16 protein-coding genes are annotated in these 19,185 nt (G+C 71.6%); 6 read left to right on the top strand and 10 right to left on the bottom strand.

The window, feature by feature from the left end:
* Nucleotides 1–31: 31 nt before the first annotated feature.
* The gene (gene trxA, locus O7603_RS21650) at nt 32–355 is read left to right on the top strand and encodes a thioredoxin (RefSeq protein WP_281571627.1); all 324 of its coding nucleotides are present in this window, start codon (nt 32–34) and stop codon (nt 353–355) included.
* A gap of 146 nt (nt 356–501) precedes the next feature.
* On the top strand, nt 502–1,668 hold the full coding sequence (locus O7603_RS21645) for an N-acetylmuramoyl-L-alanine amidase (protein WP_281571626.1): 1,167 nt from the start codon (nt 502–504) through the stop codon (nt 1,666–1,668).
* 44 nt (nt 1,669–1,712) lie between these two features.
* Here O7603_RS21645 and O7603_RS21640 read toward each other — a convergent pair whose 3' ends face one another.
* Nucleotides 1,713–2,378, bottom strand: coding sequence for a GNAT family N-acetyltransferase (locus O7603_RS21640; RefSeq protein WP_281571625.1), 666 nt, complete (start codon nt 2,376–2,378; stop codon nt 1,713–1,715).
* Nucleotides 2,379–2,670: 292 nt separating this feature from the next.
* On the opposite strand from O7603_RS21640, the gene O7603_RS21635 reads away from it, so the two are divergent.
* Together O7603_RS21635 and O7603_RS21630 are read left to right on the top strand one after the other, a co-directional pair.
* Complete coding sequence (locus tag O7603_RS21635) at nt 2,671–3,984, top strand: PLP-dependent aminotransferase family protein (protein WP_281571624.1); 1,314 nt, start codon at nt 2,671–2,673, stop codon at nt 3,982–3,984.
* Between the two features lie 7 nt (nt 3,985–3,991).
* Complete coding sequence (locus O7603_RS21630) at nt 3,992–4,990, top strand: D-alanine--D-alanine ligase (RefSeq protein ID WP_281571623.1); 999 nt, start codon at nt 3,992–3,994, stop codon at nt 4,988–4,990.
* A gap of 269 nt (nt 4,991–5,259) precedes the next feature.
* Here O7603_RS21630 and O7603_RS21625 read toward each other — a convergent pair whose 3' ends face one another.
* The 9 genes from O7603_RS21625 to rpmH all read right to left on the bottom strand — a co-directional run bounded on the left by O7603_RS21625 (nt 5,260) and on the right by rpmH (nt 14,808).
* On the bottom strand, nt 5,260–6,324 hold the full coding sequence (locus tag O7603_RS21625; protein WP_281571622.1) for a hypothetical protein: 1,065 nt from the start codon (nt 6,322–6,324) through the stop codon (nt 5,260–5,262).
* 2,033 nt (nt 6,325–8,357) lie between these two features.
* Nucleotides 8,358–9,371, bottom strand: a complete 1,014-nt coding sequence (locus O7603_RS21620) for a ParB/RepB/Spo0J family partition protein (protein ID WP_281571621.1) — start codon at nt 9,369–9,371, stop codon at nt 8,358–8,360.
* A gap of 27 nt (nt 9,372–9,398) precedes the next feature.
* Nucleotides 9,399–10,661 carry an AAA family ATPase gene (locus tag O7603_RS21615; protein ID WP_281571620.1) on the bottom strand — a complete coding sequence of 421 codons (1,263 nt, stop codon included), beginning with the start codon at nt 10,659–10,661 and terminating at the stop codon, nt 9,399–9,401.
* 662 nt (nt 10,662–11,323) lie between these two features.
* Nucleotides 11,324–12,097, bottom strand: a complete 774-nt coding sequence (rsmG, locus tag O7603_RS21610) for a 16S rRNA (guanine(527)-N(7))-methyltransferase RsmG (RefSeq protein ID WP_281576756.1) — start codon at nt 12,095–12,097, stop codon at nt 11,324–11,326.
* A 34-nt stretch (nt 12,098–12,131) separates the two neighbouring features.
* Nucleotides 12,132–12,731, bottom strand: a complete 600-nt coding sequence (locus O7603_RS21605) for a R3H domain-containing nucleic acid-binding protein (RefSeq protein WP_281571619.1) — start codon at nt 12,729–12,731, stop codon at nt 12,132–12,134.
* A gap of 213 nt (nt 12,732–12,944) precedes the next feature.
* On the bottom strand, nt 12,945–13,934 hold the full coding sequence (gene yidC, locus O7603_RS21600) for a membrane protein insertase YidC (RefSeq protein WP_281571618.1): 990 nt from the start codon (nt 13,932–13,934) through the stop codon (nt 12,945–12,947).
* 3 nt (nt 13,935–13,937) lie between these two features.
* A complete protein-coding gene (yidD, locus tag O7603_RS21595; RefSeq protein ID WP_281571617.1) occupies nt 13,938–14,225 on the bottom strand; it encodes a membrane protein insertion efficiency factor YidD in 288 nt (95 codons plus the stop codon).
* Entirely contained in the window at nt 14,222–14,635 is a 414-nt protein-coding gene (gene rnpA, locus O7603_RS21590; RefSeq protein ID WP_281571616.1) for a ribonuclease P protein component, read from the bottom strand. Before rnpA ends, yidD begins: the two co-directional genes overlap by 4 nt.
* Before the next feature lie 35 nt (nt 14,636–14,670).
* Nucleotides 14,671–14,808, bottom strand: coding sequence for a 50S ribosomal protein L34 (rpmH, locus tag O7603_RS21585; RefSeq protein WP_007453904.1), 138 nt, complete (start codon nt 14,806–14,808; stop codon nt 14,671–14,673).
* Between the two features lie 625 nt (nt 14,809–15,433).
* On the opposite strand from rpmH, the gene dnaA reads away from it, so the two are divergent.
* Nucleotides 15,434–17,236: a chromosomal replication initiator protein DnaA gene (gene dnaA / locus O7603_RS21580; RefSeq protein WP_281571615.1), complete on the top strand. Its 1,803-nt coding sequence runs from the start codon at nt 15,434–15,436 to the stop codon at nt 17,234–17,236.
* 785 nt (nt 17,237–18,021) lie between these two features.
* Nucleotides 18,022–19,155, top strand: a complete 1,134-nt coding sequence (gene dnaN, locus O7603_RS21575; RefSeq protein ID WP_281571614.1) for a DNA polymerase III subunit beta — start codon at nt 18,022–18,024, stop codon at nt 19,153–19,155.
* Nucleotides 19,156–19,185 lie beyond the last annotated feature (30 nt).

Here is a 19,185-nt window from a genome sequence, read left to right as displayed (position 1 = left end):
ACATCCGAAACACACCCGGAGGAGGGTCATAGTGGGAACGACCAAGGCGGTCACCGACGCGAGCTTCGCGACCGACGTACTCAAGTCCGACAAGCCGGTGCTCGTCGACTTCTGGGCCGAGTGGTGCGGGCCGTGCCGCAAGGTCTCGCCGCTGCTCGAGGAGATCGCGGGCGAGATGGGTGACCAGGTCACCATCGTCAAGCTCAACATCGACGAGAACCCGGAGACCGCCCGCACCTACCGGGTGATGTCCGTGCCGACCCTCACCGTGTTCAAGAACGGCGAGCCGGTGCAGTCCATCGCCGGGGCCAAGCCCAAGGGCGAGCTGGTGAAGCTCATCGAATCTGCGCTCTGACCTGCGCTGAAACACCGAGCCCCGGACCCGTCGCAAGCGGGTGCGGGGCTCGGTCTTTTCGGCTCCCTGCCACCTCGCCGGGCCGGAACGCATAACCTCAAGCCGGGGCCGCCCGGCCAGCCAGCGTCGTGCAGAGGGGGTCGTGCGTGCGTCCGATCCGTCCTGGTGACCGCGGGCCCGCGGTCACGGAGATCCGTTTGGTCCTGGCCGGCCTCGACCTGCTCGCCCCCGCGGCCGGTCCGGACGCCGACGAGTTCGATGTCGAGACCGAGCGGGCGGTACGGGCGTTCCAGCAGTCGCGTGGGCTGAGTGTGGACGGCCGCGTCGGTCCGGAGACCTGGGGCGCCCTGGACGCCGCCCGCTGGCGGCTCGGCGCCCGCACCCTCTACCACGCCGTGCCCGAGCCGCTCACCGGCGAGGACGTCCGGTCGCTCCAGGAGCGCCTGCTGGAGATGGGGTACGACGCGGGACGCGCGGACGCGATCTACGGCGTACGGACGTCGCGGGCGGTGGCGCAGTTCCAGCGGGAGGTGGGGCTGACCCCGGACGGCGCCTGCGGCCCGCACACCATGAACGCGCTGCGGCGGCTCGGCCGGAAGGTGGTCGGCGGCCGCCCACAGTGGCTGCGCGAGTCCGACGCGATCCGGCAGTCCGGCCCGACGCTGGTGGGCCGGACGGTGGTCATCGACCCCGGGCACGGCGGCACCGATCCGGGCGTGGTGGTGCCCGACGGGCCGCTGCGCTGGACCGAGGCGGACCTGGTGCACGACCTGGCCAGCCGGTTGGAGGGGCGGCTCGCCGCGTCCGGCGTACGGGTGCAGCTCACCCGTGGGCCGGCCCCCGGCGAGTGCCTGCCGGACATCGACCGGGCCCAGCTGGCCAACGCGCTCGGCGCCGACGTGTTCATCTCGCTGCACACCGACGGGCACGCCAATCCGGCCGCCGAAGGGGTCGCCACCTACCACTACGGCACCGACAACGGCGTCACCTCGGCGACCGGCGAGCGGCTGGCCGGCCTGGTGCAGCGGGAGATCGTCGCGCGTACCGGGCTGCGGGACTGCCGTACCCACGCCAAGGCGTGGGACCTCCTGCGACTGACCCGGATGCCGGCGGTCCGGGTGGAGGTCGGCTACCTCACCTCGCCGACCGACCGCGCCCGGCTGATCGACCCCCGCTTCCGGGACCGGGTGGTGGAGGCGATCGTGGCCGCCGTGCAGCGGATGTACCTGCCGATCGAGCGGGACGTGCCGACCGGCTCGATCGACGTGAGCGAGCTGCGCGCGGTGGTGGCCGCCAGCACGGTGGTGGACTGAGCCAGGGCGGCGGGCACGGCCCGGTTCGTGGTGGGGCGTCCGGCTCAGTTCGTGGTGGAGCGGGTCGCCGGCGCGGGCCGGACCGGGCGGAGCAGGGTCTCGGGGCTCATCGAGCCGAGGAGCTTCTCCAGCGCGTACTCGACGTCGGACTTCCAGCTCAGCGCGGTGCGCAGCTCCAGCCGCAGCCGCGGGAAGCGCGGATGCGGACGTACCGTCTTGAAACCGACGGAGAGGAAGAAATCAGCCGGGGCGACGCAGGCGCGGGTCGGGTCGTCCCCGTCGCCGAACTTGGCGTCGCCGAACGCCTCGATCGCCTTGATCCCCCGCTTGGTCAGATCCCGCGCGACGCCCTGCACGAGCATCCGGCCCAGCCCACCGCCGGCGAAGGTGGGCACCACGTTGGCGGTCATCAGCAGCGCCGCGTCGGCGGAGACCGGCGAGGTGGGGAAGGCCATCGAGCGGGGCACGTAGGCCGGCGGGGCGTACATCACGAAGCCGGCCGGCATGCCGTCCACGTACGCGAGCTTGCCGCAGGAACCCCACTCCAGCAGCGTCTGGGAGACCCACGCCTCCTTCTCCAGACCGGGGTCGCCGGCGGCGCAGGCCCGATCCGCGGAAACCGGATCAAGCTCCCAGTAGACGCACTGCCGGCACGGACGGGGCAGGTCCTCCAGGGTGTCCAGGGTCAGACTGACCAGGCGTCGCGACATTGGCGCATCCCCACAATAGGCTCGGTGGTGAAACCGGCACGGAACGACAGCGCCGCCTTCCTGCCCCCGACGAGCGATCGTACGCCGCCTATCGACGGTACGGGAGAGGACTCGCGAACGCCCACCGCGGTGGGTGACGGGCGTCCGGGATGTGGGCGTACCGCATGCCGGGCCTGCCTGTCCTGGTCGCGGGCGACTACGATCGACAATCGGCGTCCCCTGCCGCCATGGTCGCCGGTGTCCTGGGTACGCCGGAGCGGGAGCCGCCCCCACCAGCGATCGAGGTGATGTCATGACCGGCACGACGCTCGACGACTACACCGACCGGTACGCCCGCCGCGTGCGCGGTATGACGGCCTCGGAGATCCGGGCCCTCTTCGCGGTGGCCAGCCGGCCGGAGGTCGTCTCGCTCGCCGGTGGCGCACCCTACATCGCCGCGCTCCCGCTCGACGCGGTCGGCGAGATGCTCGGCCGGCTCGGCTCCGAGCAGGGCGTGACCACCCTCCAGTACGGCATCGGCCAGGGCACCCTGGAACTGCGCGAGCGGATCTGCGAGGTGATGTCGCTCTCCGGGATCGACGCCGGCTGCGGCGCCTCCCCGGAGGACGTGGTGGTGACGGTCGGCGGGCAGCAGGCGCTCGACCTGGTGGCCCGGCTCTTCCTCGACCCGGGCGACGTGGTGTTGGCCGAAGGCCCGACCTACGTGGGCGCGCTCGGGGTGTTCCAGGCCGCCCAGGCCCAGGTGGTGCACGTGCCGATGGACGACGACGGGCTGATCCCGGAGGCGCTCGAGGCGGCCATCGCCGACCTGGCCCGGGCGGGCCGGCGAGTGAAGTTCCTCTACACCATCCCCACCTACCAGAACCCGACCGGCGTGACGCTGACCGAGGAGCGACGGGAGCGGGTCCTCGACATCTGCGAACGCGCCGGGCTGCTGGTGGTCGAGGACGACCCGTACGGCCAGTTGGGCTTCGAGGGCGACGCGCCGGCGCCGCTGCGCGCCCGCCGGCGGGACGGCGTCTTCTACCTGAGCACCTTCTCCAAGACCTTCGCCCCGGGCCTGCGGGTCGGCTGGATCCTCGCGCCGCACGCCGTCCGCGACAAGCTGGTCATCGCGAGCGAGGCGCAGATCCTCTGCCCCAGCGGCTACGCCCAGGCTGCCGTCGCCACCTACCTCGGCACCATGCCCTGGCGTCAACAGCTCAAGGTCTACCGGGAGGTCTACCGGGAGCGCCGGGACGCGATGCTCGACGCGCTCGCCGACCTGATGCCGGAGGGCACCACCTGGACCACGCCCGGCGGTGGTCTCTTCGTCTGGGCCACCCTGCCCGACGGGCTCGACTCCAAGGCGATGATGCCGCGGGCCGTGGCCGCCCGGGTCGCGTACGTGCCGGGGACTGGCTTCTACGCCGACGGCACCGGCACCGGCAACATGCGGCTCAACTTCAGCTTCCCGCCCCCGGAGCGGATCCGCGAGGGCGTCCGCCGGCTGGCCGGCGTGATGGAGCAGGAGCTCGCCACGCGGCGGGTGTTCGGCGCGGTCCGGGGGGAGGGCCCGCGTCGCGGTCGGGCCGGCTCGGACGTGCCGGGACCCGACTTGGCATGATTCCGGCATGGCTACGACCGCCGCCGAACAATCCGGGGTGACCGGGACCGCCGTCACCGAGGACCTGCACGTGCTGGTGCTCGCCGGCGGGCTCTCCTACGAACGCGACGTCTCCCTGCGCTCCGGCCGCCGGGTGCTCGACGCGCTGCGCGCCGTCGGCATGGACGCCGAACTCCGGGACGCCGACATCGCGCTGCTGCCGGCACTGGCCGCCGACCCGCCGGATGCCGTGGTGATCGCCCTGCACGGCGCGACCGGCGAGGACGGCTCCTTGCGCGGCGTGCTCGACCTCTGCGACGTCCCGTACGTCGGCTGCGACGCGCGCGCGTCCCGTCTCGCCTGGGACAAGCCGTCGGCGAAAGCCGTGCTCCGCGAGGCTGGCATCCCCACCCCGGACTGGGTGGCGCTCCCGCACGACCGCTTCTCCGAACTGGGTGCGGTGGCGGTGCTGGACCGGATCGTCGACCGGCTCAGCCTGCCGCTGATGGTCAAGCCGGCGCAGGGCGGCTCCGGCCTGGGCGCCGCCGTGGTCCGCGACGCGGCGGCTCTCCCGGCCGCCATGGTGGGCTGTTTCGCGTACGACCCGACGGCGCTCGTCGAGCGGTACGTGCCCGGCATGGACGTGGCCGTCTCCGTGATCGACCTCGGCGACGGTCCGCAGGCGCTGCCGGCGGTGGAGATCGTGCCCCGCAACGGGGTGTACGACTACGCCGCCCGCTACACCGCCGGCCGCACCACGTGGCACGCCCCCGCCCGGCTCGACCCGGAGGTCGCCGAGAACGTGGCCGACGTGGCGTTGGCCGCGCACGCCGCCCTCGGCCTGCGCGACCTGTCCCGGGTCGACCTGATCGTCGACGGCGACGGGCAGCCGCACGTCCTGGAGGTCAACGTCTCGCCGGGGATGACCGAGACGTCACTGCTGCCGCTCGCGGTGTCGGCCGCCGGCCTGGATTTCGGGCGGGTGCTCAGCTCGCTGGTCACCCGGGCCGCGGCCCGCCGCCCCTGACCGCCAGACTCGCCGTACGCGACCGGCGAGCCGCTCACGACCCCGGCGCCGCCGTGGCCTTACCCGCGCCAGCGTCTCCGCGGCCCGGCGATGGGGTGCGAGAGGCGCGCGGGGGCGGCAGTCTCCTGTGCCGCCCCCGCGGCGTTCGGTGGGCTCCTGGCGCTGACGGCTCCTGATGCTCACCGCTCCTGATGCTCGCCGCTCTGACGCTGACCGCTGCTGGTGTTCTGGGGCAGCGGACGTGGCGCTGGGAGCGGTTGCGGCGGAAGTTACTCGGCGGCCCTGCTGCCGTCGCCGGCGGCCACCTCGGCGTCGGGCCCGGCGTTGCCGGATCCCACGTTGCCGAATTTCGCGCTACCGGGCCCCGCGTCACCGACTCCCGCGCTATCGGCTCCGGCGTTCCCGGGTCCGGCGTGGCCCGGTCCGGCGTGGCCCGGTCCGGCGTGGCCCGGTCCGGCGTCGCCTGTGGCGGCGTGGTGGGGCTGGGTGCTGGGTTCGGCGCTGGTCTGGGTGCTGGTTTCGCCGCTGGTTTGAGTGCTGGCTTCTGCGCTGGCTCCGGTGCGAACCGAGTCGTCGGAGTCGGTCCTGGAGTTGAGGTCGTCGGAGTGGTCGGCTTCGTCGGAGTGGTCGACGTTGTCGGCGTCGGCCGCGACCGGCTCCGGGTTCTCCTCGGCGGCCTCAATCACCGATACCGTCTCGTCCTCGGGCGCCTGGTCGCTCGTGGCGGCGATCGGCGCGCTGAGGCTGGACGGCGCCTGCCACTGGATCCGGGGCGGCTCGGCCAGCGGACGCCCGCCGAACTCCGCGAGCCAGGCCGCGACGAGCGCGAGATTCTCTCGCCACTGTGGCTCGGGGATCGGCGGCAGGATCGAGTCCCAGAGGGAGAGGAACGTGCCGCGCAGTTGGAGCTGACCGTACGGCCGGGCGAGGAACCACATGTGCAGATGAGCGGAGCCGTCGCCCCAGCGGTTCACGTGCACCCGGCCGACGCCGTCCAGCGACCGAATCGCTCGTTCCAACCGCACCGTCATCACGCCGAGTTCGGCGGCGAGCAGGTTCGGCAGGTCGCCGAGATCGAGATGGGACCGAGACTCCAGGATGAGGACCATCGGCAGGCCGGTCGGGCGGTCCATGGCGCGTACCCGCCACCGTTCGCCGACCCAGATGTACGCCTCGTCCGGTGCGCTGCACGCGGTGCACTCCCGGCTGCCCTCGCCCTTGCGAGGCGGTTCGACCGGGACCGGATCGTCGAGCTGCTTGACGCGAATGTCGCCCTCGAAGGGGAAGGAGGGCCAGTGGGTGAAGTCCGGAACTGCGGGAGGGGTGTCGGGCACGAGGGTGACCCTAACCGAGTCGAGGACCCCTGTCCCTACCCGAATCTTCGGTTCGCCGCCGCCGTCCGACGCGTCCCTTCCGAGAGGCCTACTCGATATCCACAGGCCCTCCGGGCCGCGAACACGGGGCGTCATCCACAGGCCCACACCCCGTTCCACGCGCTGTTTCACGTGAAACGACGTGTGCCTGTGGAAAACCGGTGTGGATAACTTCGGCGGACTCCGCAGCCCTTCAACGACCAACTACGTGCCGTCCTCGCGGCGGAGGTTTCACGTGAAACGAAGGTGCCGAACGGAGCGGGTCACGGCGGGACTGCTCCCTCGACCGTCCCACGGTTCGACCCCGTCAGTTCGCCTCTCGGTTCGACCCGACCTGCCTGTAACTCGTCGTCCTGTGCCGTCGATGCGATCGCGGTCCGGCGGTCCGGCGGTCCGGCGGCCCGGCGGCCTGGTGGCGTGGCGGCCCGGCGGCACCTGCGTTCGGTCCGACAGTCCGGCAGGGCAGCGAGTGCGGCTGGCTGCGAGAGAGACAGCAGCGCCGCGAGGACGTCCGACCGGGCGGGGTGCCCGTTCCGGCCACCGGACCGCCTGGGCCACCGGACCGACTGAGCTACCCGGCCGCTGGACCGGTGGTCCTCCGTTTCACGTGAAACCACCGACAGAGGCAGCGCGGCGGTGGGACATGACACGGCACGGGAGGCGTCGGAATCCAAAAGCGGAGGGCGGAGCCGGGCCGCGCCCTCGGAGCCGGGGGGCAGGGCCGGGCCGCGCCACAGGCGCGGGTGCTCAATTCCGGTGGTCGGCTCGAGGGTGAGGATTCGGGGGCGACGCCCTCCGGGCACGGCTCGGCCCGGACCACCCGCACCGGGTGCTCATCGCCCGCCGATCCGCCGGCATTCGTTGTCACCGCCCGACGCAGCCACGAGGACTCGCCCGCGCTTGACCGACGCATCCGGACCACCAGACCGATGTCCTGGCCGGCTGTCGCGCCAGCTGTCGCGCCGCCTGCGGACGCATCGGTATCTGGTCAACACCGCTCTCGCCATGGGGACGGCAATCCGTCTGTGACGATCCTGGGGCGCGGTGCAGAAGCGATAAGCCGGGATGCGACGCGGCCACGGATGCTCGGGTAGGCCGCCGGAGCGGATCGGGCCGGTGGAGCCTGCGGGAGCCGGCTCGGTCGCATAGGCATGTTGCCGTCCGCCAAGGCGTCGTAAGGGGGCCGGGTCCGCGACCGCAACGACCGCCCCACCCTTCCGACGTGCCGCCGGCCCGGCGTCTCGGGAGACGTCCGTCGGCGACCTTCCGGCACAGCAGAACTATGGCCGCCCTACGGACGGGTCATCGTTTCACGTGAAACCACGCCGCTCGGTGCGGCGGTGGATCGCGCGGGCCGGACCTTGAACCCGCCGCCCTGAGGCGACCGCCTCTGTCGGCATCCGTCACGCGTAACCGGCCACCGTGGGGCGCGGCCGGTCGGTGAGGAGCGGTCTCCACCCGGTTCCAGGAGGACCCTCAGATCCCGCGTACCGCACCGACCCCCTACAACTGCAGGGCACGCCGGCGCGCTTGCCGTCGTCGGGAACCGCTGTCCTCGCGGGCCGGAGTCAGAGCCAACATCAGGACCGACGACGGTGGCCGACAGCCCGACCGACAAGCGCGGGGCCACTGGCGAACGCCACCGAGTAGGCCGGCGGCGGAACCCGCCAGCGCGGGCCGACGACGAGCGGGGGCGGGAGGCCGTTAGCGGGGCCGACAGCAGAGGTCGACGGCAGAAGGTTTCAATAGCGTCGGGCTGACGGGTGCAGCGGGAGGGCGGAAGCGCCGACGGCAGGGGTCGACGGCAGAGGGTCAACAGCGTCGGGCCAACGGGCTTCAGCGGGAGGGCCGACAGCGGAGGGCTGACAGGAGCGCCGGCGGCACGGTGCGACGGCGTCGGGCCGCCGGCGGGGCTCGGCGACGCCCTCGTGCCGACGCTCGGAAATGGCGACGGCCGCGCCCCGGTCGGGAGCGCGGCCGTCGAGGCGATCGGGTCAGCTCTCGGACTCCTCCTGGCCGACCCCGATGATGCCGACGATCCGCTCGAGATCGTCGACGGTGGCGAACTCAATCGTGATCTTGCCTTTGTTCCGCAGCAGGTCCACCTTCACCCGGGTGTCGAACCGGTCGGAGAGCCGATCGGCCAGATCGGTCAGTCCTGGCGCGTGCGGCTTGGGGCGCCGTTTGCTGGCCGGCGTCTTGGCCGTGCCGTCGCTCAGGGCCAGCGCGACGATTTCTTCCGTTGCCCGTACCGACAGCCCTTCGGCGACGATGCGGAGGGCCAGCTTCTCCTGCGACTCGGCGTCGTCGAGGCTCAGCAGGGCGCGCGCGTGCCCGGCGGAGAGCACACCCGCGGCCACCCGCAGCTGCACCTGGGCGGGGAGGTTCATCAGCCGGATGGTGTTCGAGATCTGCGGGCGGCTCCGCCCGATCCGGCGGGCCAGCTCCTCGTGGGTGGCCCCGAACTCCTCCAGCAGCTGCTGGTATGCGGCCGCCTCTTCCAACGGGTTGAGGTTCGCCCGGTGGATGTTCTCCAGCAGCGCGTCCCGGAGCATCGCGTCGTCCCGCGTGTCCCGGACGATCGCCGGGATAACGTCCTTGCCGACCGCCTGCGCGGCTCGCCAACGGCGCTCGCCCATGACAAGTTCGTACTTCTCGTCATCGAGCTGCCGGACGACGATGGGCTGGAGGAAGCCGACCTCCTGGATGGAGGTCTTCAGCTCTTCGAGTGCCTCCTCGTCGAAGACCTGCCGCGGCTGCTTCGGGTTCGGAACGATCGCGTCGACCGGGATCTCGGCGAACCGCGCGCCCGGCACCGGGCTCAGCGTCGACTCGGACTGGGCCGGCCCGGCGGTCGCGCCCACCGACGGTACGACGGCGGCGACGGCGCCACTGGGCACCGCTGCGGTCTCGGGCGCATCCATGACCGCACCGGCGCCCGGCGCCGGCCCGGTCGGGATGAGCGCCCCCAGGCCCTTACCCAGACCTCCCCGGGGACGGTTCTTCATGCCACTCCTCCCGACCAATCTTCCGCACTACGCATTCCGGCTCACCGGCTCCATGGCGCCCCGCTCGGCGATCTCCTGGGCAGCCTCGAAGTAGCTCGTGGCGCCCCGAGATCCGGGATCGTAGGTCATCACCGACTGCCCGTAGCTGGGCGCCTCGGAGACACGCACGTTGCGCGGGATGACCGACCGCAGGACCTTGTCACCGAAGTGGTTTCGGACGTCCTGCTCGACCGCGTCGGCCAGCCGGGTACGCCGGTCGTACATGGTCAGCAGGATCGTGGAGACCTCGAGCTTCGGGTTCAGGTGCTGCCGAACCAGGTTGATGTTGTTGATCAGCTGGTTCAGCCCCTCCAGCGCGTAGTACTCGCACTGGATCGGGATCAGCACTTCCTGCGCGGCCACGAGGGCGTTCACCGTCAGCAGACCGAGCGACGGGGGGCAGTCGATGAAGACGTAGTCGAAGTGGCCGGGGTAGGCGGTGATCGCGCGGTCCAGCCGGGACTCTCGGGCGACCACGGAGACCAGTTCGATCTCCGCGCCGGCGAGGTCGATGGTGGCCGGCACACACCACAGGTTGGGGATGCCCTCCACCGCCTGGGCGACGTCCGACAGCGGCACGCTGTTGATCAGACAGTCGTAGACGTCCGGCACGCCGGTGTGGTGCGGGACGTTGAGCCCGGTCGAGGCGTTCCCCTGCGGGTCGAGGTCGATCACCAGCACGCGGTTGCCGTGGAGAGCGAGAGCCACCGCCAGGTTGACCGTTGTGGTGGTCTTCCCGACGCCGCCCTTCTGATTCGCGACGCACATGACCCGGGTCCGCTCCGGCCGAGGCATCGTCACCTCGCCACTGGGATTCAGGATCTGCACGGCGCGCATCGCCTCCATAGCCAACGGTGGGTCATCGTCTTCGCCCGTTTCACGTGAAACGAGCGACGGGTCGGCCGGCGGAGCCGTGTACGGCTCGACCGGGACTGCGGAGGCGTCCGGACCCACGGCCGTCGGGGCGGCGTCGCGTACGACGTCGGGGGTGGGCTGGTGCGGCACCGCCGACTCGAAGCGGGCCGCCGCCGCGGTGTTCCGGTGTGGCTGAGCGGACCTGGCGTCGGCAGGGCTGTTCCCCGGTCGAGACGCGCCGTCCGCCGGCCGGTGCCCCCCTGGGGACTCTGCCGGAGCCGGCCCGGACGGCGCAGCCCCGTCAGGTGACCAACCCGGATAGTTGGTTTCACGTGAAACACGGTCGTTGGCCGACCCGGTCACGCGTGGATCGTCATACCTGCCGTCGTCATGCACCTGTCATCCCTGCCCGCTTCGGATGGTCGGTCCGCAACCCGTCAACTGGCCGCGCCCGCGCTGCCCCGCAGCGCCCGCGACCCGGTGGGAATGGTCGGGACCCGAGGGGTCCGTGCCGCCCGCTCCACACTATCGACGCGCGGTCAGCCTACGGCGGACGGGCGTGGCCGGTCCACGTCGGGTTCTCATCCCTTCGGTCCACCCGCATCGGATTCAACGACACAACCGGCGGGTGGGAAAGCCGATCGAGGAGAAGAACCGCTGGTCAGATGTCACCCCTGCGTTCGGCCACCCGACGGTCGGCTCGCCGAACGGGTTCGGCGAGCCGGAGGGGCCAACAACTGCCCGATCGTGAGCAGGTCCCGCCGGCCGCACAAGAATGCAGCGCGGGCCGTCACCGACGCGGGGCGGCGAGGCGACAAGCGCCGCCGCCCCGCGCCCTCACCTGACGTCCGCCCAAGGGTGGAACGGCGAGGCGCACGGGTCGGAAGGCCGCAGAATGCCCAGAGCGGCCAGTTGGGCACTGAGGGGATCAAATCCCAAGAATGTCGCCAAGGTGCCCGGGCAACGCGACGTACGCAGTTCGCGCCCACGGAAGCACCCGACAGACGGGGCACCCAGGGCGACGCCGGAACAGTGGCGACGCTACTGCCAGGGCCGGGTCAGCGCCGGCGCTGCCGGCCGCCCCGGGACTTCCGGGCGGACGACGGGCGCGGCCCGACCAACCGCTCCCGCACGATCTCCACGACGGTGGTCGGTGGATCGATCACACCGACGCCGCAGCGGTACACGCTGGCCTCCCCGCCGCCGAGCTTCGCCACCACAGCCGCGTGGTCCGCGATCTCCTCCCCGGCCGAGGCGCCCTTGAGCGCGACCAGCCGCCCGCCCTGGACCGCGAGCGGAAGGCACCAGGCGGCGAGCCGGTCGAGCGGGGCGACGGCGCGAGCGGTGACCACGTCGCCGCTGAGCGGGGCGGCGCCGGTCGCACCGGTGGCCGCCTCCTCGGCGCGCCCCCGGAACACCCGGACCATCTTCGTCAGGCCGAGCTGCTCGACGGTCTCGATCAGGAACGAGGTACGCCGGGCAAGCGGCTCGATGAGGGTGACCGTCAGGTCGGGACGGGCGATCGCCAGCACCAGACCGGGTAGACCGGCGCCGGAGCCGACGTCCAGCACCGCAGCCCCCTCCGGGATCCGCTCGGCCACCGCGGCGCAGTTCAGCAGGTGCCGGTCCCAGATCCGGGGTGCCTCCCGGGGGCCGATCAGGCCGCGGACCACGCCGTCGGTCGCCAGCAGTTCGGCGTACGCGGCGGCCAGGTCGAGCCGGTCGCCGAAGAGGGTACGGGCCGCGCCGGCGAGGTCGGGCGGCAGCACGGCGACGGTCGCATCGGGCCGGACAGCCGACGGCCCGGGTGACGTGCCACCCGGGCCGGCCACGACGTGCGCCGTGGTGTCGTCGTCGGTCACCCGGTCAGTCCACCGGCCGGACGACGATGCGCCGGTTCGGCTCGACGCCCTCGGACTCGCTCTCCACACCGGCCATCGCGTTGACCACGTCGTGCACGCACTTGCGCTCGAAGGCGGACATCGGCTCCAGCCGGACCGGCTCGCCGTACTCCTTGACCTTCTCCACCGCGTTCTTCGCGACCGCGGCGAGCTCCTTGCGCCGGTTGGCCCGGTAACCCCCCACGTCGAGCAGCAGCCGGCTCGGCGTACCGGTCTGCCGGAAGACGGCGAGGCGGGCCAGCTCCTGGAGCGCCTCCAGGGTGGCGCCGCGCTGGCCGACCAGGTTCTGGAGCCGGGCGCCGACGACCTCGACGACCGGGCGCCCGCCCGAGACCAGCTCGTCGATGTCACCGTCGTAGTCGAGGATGTCGAGCAGGCCCTCGACGTAGTCGGCCGCGATCTCGCTCTGCCGGAACAGGTCGCTGTCGCCCGCGGCCTTCTTTTCCGAACCCGCCTCGACCTCGGTCTCGTCGGGCTCGTTGTCGATGTCGCCGTTCGCCGCGATCGGGGCGGTCCCCTCCTCGTCCAGGGACTGGTCGGTGCGGGGGATGCTGGTGTCGGTCACGGTGTCATCTCCGTACTCGCTCGGCCGGACCGTCGGGTCCGCTGGTCTCCCGGGGCCGGCGGGAGATCGCCGGTGCCCACGGGCACGTCTGTACGGGCAGTGTCGCCCGTGTCCGCGCCGCGCGCGGTGCGTTCCGCCCGGCGCCGGCCGTACGGCGGCTGCACGGTGCGAAACGGGCCGCCGTCGGTTGCCCGGCGGCGGCCCGGAGTCAGCTCATCCCTGCCGCTTGGCGGGGCGTCCCTTCTTGGGGTTCGTCGGCTTGGCGCCCGGCTTCGGCCCGGCGACCTTCGGGGCGGTCGCCTTGGCCGGCGGCTGCGGAGCCGTCTTGCCCCGACCGAACAGCCCGCCCGTCCTGACCGGCTGCACCGGGTTCCGCGCGGCGGTCGTGGTGGACTTGCTCGTGGCGGTGGGCGGCGGCGGGTACTTGCGCAGCACCCACTGCTGCTGGCCGAGGGTGAAGAGGTTGTTGGTGACCCAGTAGATGATCACACCGATCGGGAAGATCGCGCCCGAGACGAGCAGCGACAGCGGGATGCCGTAGAGCATCAGGCGCTGGATCATCCGCTGCTGCGGGTCCTCGGCCCAGCCGGTCTTCAGGATCATCTGGCGGCTGGTGAGGTAGGTGGTGCCCATCATCACCAGGACCAGGATGCCGGCGATGATCTTTACCGTGGTGCCGTTGGCGCCGAGCCGGGCCAGCTCGTCGGCCGTGGAGCCGAACTTCCCGGCGATCGGGGCGGTGAAGAGCTTGGCGTTGGACGCGCTGTCGAACTGCTCCACCGACCAGCCGTAGAGCGTCTTGGCCTGCTTGGCCGGGTCGAGTCGGCGCAGCACGTGGAAGAGACCGAGGAAGACCGGGATCTGGAGGAACATCGGAAGGCAGCCCATGAGGGGGTTGGCCTTTTCCTTCCGGTAGAGCTCCATCATCTCCTTCTGGAGCGTCTCCCGGTCACCCTTGTGCTTCTCCTGCAGCGCCTTGACCTGGGGCTGCAGGGCCTGCATCGCACGCTGCGACTTGATCTGCTTGACGAAGACCGGGAACAGGATCACCCGGACGGTGACCACCAGGAAGACGATGGCCAGGATCCAGGCGAAGTTCGTGCCGATCACCGCGTCGACCGGGACCCCGATCGCGTCCCAGGCGGAGTGCCAGGTCAGCAGGATCCACGAGATCGCGTAGTAGATCCAGTCGAGACTGAACAATTCTCAGACTCCAGTCGCATCGGCACGGCGGCGAACGCCCGGCTCCGGCACCGGGTCATGTCCACCTGGGTGGAAGGGGTGGCATCGCAACAACCGCCGGACCGCCAGCACGGCTCCACGCACCGCGCCGTGCCGTTCCACCGCCTCGAGGGCGTACGCACTGCACGACGGGTAGAACCGACAGCGGGCCGGCAGTGCCGGACTTATCCACCGACGGTACGCGATGATGGGCCCGATCAGCACACGGGCGGCGGCGCTGCTCGCTCGGGGGGCGGCCGGGTCGGCGGTCACCGGCGTCGCCCCCGGGGTGCCCGGGCCGCGGCGATCGCGCCATCCAGGTCGGTTGCGAGTCGCGAAAAGGACGCGTCGGCAGCCGCCGGCAGGGCCCGGACGACCAGCGTGCTGCCCTCGGGCAGGTCGGCGAGGCGCTCGCGGACCAGGTGCCGGAGCCGACGGCGGACCCGGTTGCGGACCACCGCGTTTCCCACGGCCTTGGACACGACGAAGCCGGCGCGGGCCGGGGTGGCGGAATGCTCCGCCCCGGTGGCCCGCGCCGGCTCCGGCGAGGTCGGTGTCGATGGTTCGGGGGACACCGGCAGGGTCAGGTGGACCACGACGGCGCCTCGGCCGGCTCGTCGGCCACCCCGGACCGCTGCGGCGAAGTCAGTGCTGCGCCGCAGTCGCTGCGCGGCCGCCAGCACGACTGCCCACGTCCCCCGGACCTACCCGGTCGGCCTCAGGCCGACAGGGTAGTGCGACCCTTGGCGCGACGGCTCGAGAGGATGGCACGGCCAGCGCGGGTGCGCATGCGCAGCCGGAAGCCGTGGGTCTTCGCGCGCCGGCGGTTGTTCGGCTGGTAGGTGCGCTTGCTCACGTCAGGCTCTCCGTTTTCGTACGCGCCCCGTGCGACGCGGTCGCCGGGGTCGTGGGGTGGTCCAGGCCACCTCGACGGTGGCCCCCGATCGGTGCTGTCCGGCGGGGCGGAGCCTCGGCGAGGCGGGGACGCCCGGGGACAGCAAGCATCCATCACCCTAGCAGAGGGCGAGAGAGCAGCCGCTCCAGCCTACGCAGGGGGGCAATGACCGTCAAACGACCCAGCCCGGTTCCACCCGGACGCGCCGACGACCGAAGCGGCGCTTTTCACTGATGCCGACAACGGCCGGGCCGCGTCGGCGGTTGATGGCGCAGGGACAACGCTGTTACCGTGCCCGATTGCGGTCGGCGTCGGGGGGTCAGGTCATCGCTGACCGGCAAGACCGGACAAGGTAGTGAATCGTTCGGCACGGTGTACCCGCTTCAGCGCCCGTTCAGGCGGGGGCAGGTCCCACCCTCGTCCGACGAACGGCCACAATCGGTCGGTACACAGGCTGTGGATAACTTGTGGATGACTGGTCGGCCGTTCGGGTGGTGAGGCACCACCCGCGCGAACGCGGCGGGTCCGGGACGACCGGCTGGCAGACAGCGGCGGCCGGGAGCAGAGGCGAGGGGGTGGCACGACGGTGGCCGGTACGACCGACCTTGCCGCGGTGTGGACGGCGACAACCGACGAGCTCGCCGACGAGATCATCTCCGCCCAGCAGCGGGCGTACCTCCGGCTGACCCGGCTCCGCGCCATCGTCGAGGACACCGCGCTGATCTCCGTCCCGGACGCCTTCACCCGGGACGTCATCGAGTCCCGGCTGCGCCCGGCGATCACCGAGGCGCTCACCCGCCGGCTGGGCCGACCGATCCAGGTCGCCGTCACCGTCCGGGCCGCCGAGGACGCCACCGGCCGCCCCGCGGGCACCGTCTACCGCAGCGCGCCCGAGCCCGGGCCGGACGCTCCCGAAGACGGACCCGCGACCCTGCTCGACGACCTCGCCCCGGAGGGCCACCGGCCGGAGATCTCGATCCCGGAACAGCCACAGCCCGACCGCGCGCCGGATCCGTCGCCGCACGTCGACGGCCACCGTCCGGGTCTGATCCCGCAGGGCCGGGACGGGCAGGAGACGCTGTTCAGCGCCGCCTTCGCCGAGCCGGGGCCCGCGCCGGCGCCCCGGCCGGCTCCCGATCGGCGTGGCTTCGACGAGCAGGCCGCCCGACTGGACCCGCCCGGCCCGGACGCCCGACCCTTCGACCCCCGGTATCGGGACGAGCCCGCATCGCCGCGGGACCAGCACGTGATCCGGCCGCTGCCGCGCGACGGCGGGACCGACAGCGGGCCCGGCCGCGGCGGTGCGGATCACCGGCCCGGTCTGCAGAGCGAGCGCCGGCTGCCGGGCACGGACACCGGCGGCAACCGGCTGAACCCGAAGTACATGTTCGAGACGTTCGTCATCGGCTCGTCCAACCGGTTCGCGCACGCCGCGTCGGTCGCGGTGGCCGAGTCGCCGGCGAAGGCGTACAACCCGCTCTTCATCTACGGCAGCTCCGGTCTGGGCAAGACCCACCTGCTGCACGCGATCGGGCACTACGCGACCACCCTCGGCAACGCGCGTTCGGTGCGGTACGTCTCGACCGAGGAGTTCACCAACGACTTCATCAACTCGCTGCGGGACGACAAGACGAGCGCGTTCCAGCGGCGCTACCGGGACGTGGACATCCTCCTGATCGACGACATCCAGTTCCTGGAGAACCGGGAGCGGACGCAGGAGGAGTTCTTCCACACCTTCAACACGCTGCACAACGCCAACAAGCAGATCGTGATCACCTCCGACCGGTCGCCGAAGCAGCTGGCGACGCTCGAGGACCGGCTGCGTACCCGGTTCGAGTGGGGGCTGCTGGCCGACATCCAGCCGCCGGACCTGGAGACCCGGATCGCGATCCTTCAGAAGAAGGCGGCCCAGGAGCGGCTGTTCGCCCCGCCGGACGTGCTGGAGTTCATCGCGTCACGCGTGTCGAACTCGATCCGGGAACTGGAGGGCGCGCTGATCCGGGTGACGGCGTTCGCCAGTCTCACCCGCTCGACGGTCGAGCTGTCGCTGGCCGAGGAGGTGCTGCGGGACTTCATCCCGGACGGCGCCGGCCCGGAGATCACCGCCGACCAGATCATGGTCTCCACCGCGGACTACTTCGGGGTGAGCCTGGAGGACCTGCGCGGCCACTCCCGGTCCCGGGTCCTGGTGAACGCCCGCCAGGTGGCGATGTATCTGTGCCGGGAGCTGACCGATCTCTCCCTGCCCCGGATCGGGCAGGCGTTCGGCGGCCGGGATCACACCACGGTGATGCACGCCGACCGCAAGATCCGTCAGCAGATGGCCGAGCGCCGGTCGCTCTACAACCAGATCGCCGAGCTGACCAACCGGATCAAGCAGAACACCTGACGCGTACGCCGGCCGTCGGCGACCGACCGCCGGCGACGGAAGGAATGCCCGGCCGGGCCTACGGCCGGGCATTCGTGTTTCCACACCCGGTGCGCTTGACCCTCGAGCCGGTCGAGCCCGCAGCATCGAGGCCGTGTCCGTCCACCGCCGCCGCTCGTTGTCCACATCCCGTTGTCCACCGTCGGTGGATAACTACCGTCGGTCCACGCCCGGTTACCCACAGCCTGTGGAGAAACCCTGGGGACGGTGCTGTGGACGCCTGGGGACAACGCTGCCGTCATCCACCGATGACGGTCGACCTGTGGGCGAGCTGTTGAAGGTTCTGGGGATGACGACGAACATGAGGATCCACGCGGTCCACAGGGTTGGGGAGAAAGTCCGTGGATTACCGGTGGACAACCGGTGGACAGCCGTGGACAACCCGACGGCGAACGACGCCTGTGGACCACGACACGGGTTCAGACCCCGGTTCTCCACAGCGAGAACACCGGTGGATAACCTGTCTCACCTGCGCAAACGCCGGTTCTCCACAGTTTGCACAGGTGCGATGAAGACGATGAGTTATCTCTTCTAAAAGAACAAAAACCAATCATCACCGTTGGACTTTCTGTGGATCGGGCCGGACGCTGCCGAGCCAGCGGTGAGCAGCCACCTCGGCTACGGGGTCGGGCGCACAGGGGATGCGCTCGCGCCCTAAGGTGCGAGGGGTACCCGCACGGTCGGGCGGGTCGGCAGGCAGCGGTCGGCATGAGAGAGTTGTCGTCGACGTCGACGCGGAGGCATTGATGAAGTTCCGAGTGGAGCGCGACGCGCTCGCCGAGGCCGTGGCGTGGACCGCGAAGAGCCTGCCCAACCGGCCGTCCGTCCCGGTGCTGGCCGGTGTGATGCTCCGGGTCACCGACGGCAACCTGCAGGTCTCCGGGTTCGACTACGAGGTCTCGAGCCAGGTCACTGTCGAGGTGCAGGGTGACGCCGATGGTGCGGCGCTGGTCTCCGGCCGGCTGCTCGCCGAGATCACCAAGGCGCTGCCCGCCAAGCCGGTGGACATCGCCGCGGTCGGCGCCCACCTCGAGCTGGTCTGCGGCAGTGCGCGGTTCACCCTGCCCACCATGCCGGTCGAGGACTACCCCTCCCTGCCGGAGATGCCGGAGAGCGCCGGCACGGTCGACGCGGGCGCCTTCGCCGCCGCCGTCGCCCAGGTCGCCATCGCGGCCGGCCGGGACGAGACCCTGCCGATGATGACCGGCGTCCGGATCGAGCTCACCGGCAGCACGCTGGCGATGCTCGCCACCGACCGCTACCGGTTGGCGCTGCGGGAGATCCAGTGGCGTCCGGACGACCCCGAGGTGAGCATCAACGCCCTCGTGCCGGCGCGCACCCTGCACGACACCGCGAAGGCTCTCGGCCCGCTCGGCGGCGAGGTCACCATGGCACTGGCCGCGGGCGGCGCCGGCGAGGGCATGATCGGCTTCGCCGGCGGGACCCGCCGCACCACCAGCCGGCTGCTCGACGGCGCCAACTACCCGCCGGTCCGCGCGCTCTTCCCGGCCAGCCACAACGCCGAGGCCCGGGTGTCGGTCAGCACCCTCATCGAGGTCGTCAAGCGAGTCGCGCTGGTCGCCGAGCGGACCACCCCGGTGCTGCTCAGCTTCAGCGCCGACGGTCTGGTGGTCGAGGCCGGCGGCTCCGAGGAGGCGCGAGCGAGCGAGGCGATGGAGGCCACCTTCACCGGCGACGCGTTGACCATCGGGTTCAACCCGCAGTACCTGATCGACGGCCTGGCCAATCTGGGCGCCCAGACCGCGGTGCTCTCGTTCGTCGACGCCTTCAAGCCCGCGGTGATTTCGCCCGCCGGTGAGGATGGCGAGGTCATCCCTGGGTACCGGTACCTCATCATGCCGATCCGCGTATCCCGCTGATCGCGCTCGCACATCCAGCAACACCGGAAG

Origin of the sequence: Micromonospora sp. WMMD812, assembly GCF_027497215.1 — a bacterium.
Classification (GTDB): Bacteria; Actinomycetota; Actinomycetes; order Mycobacteriales; family Micromonosporaceae; genus Micromonospora.
This window is presented reverse-complemented; position numbering and strand designations above follow the sequence as displayed.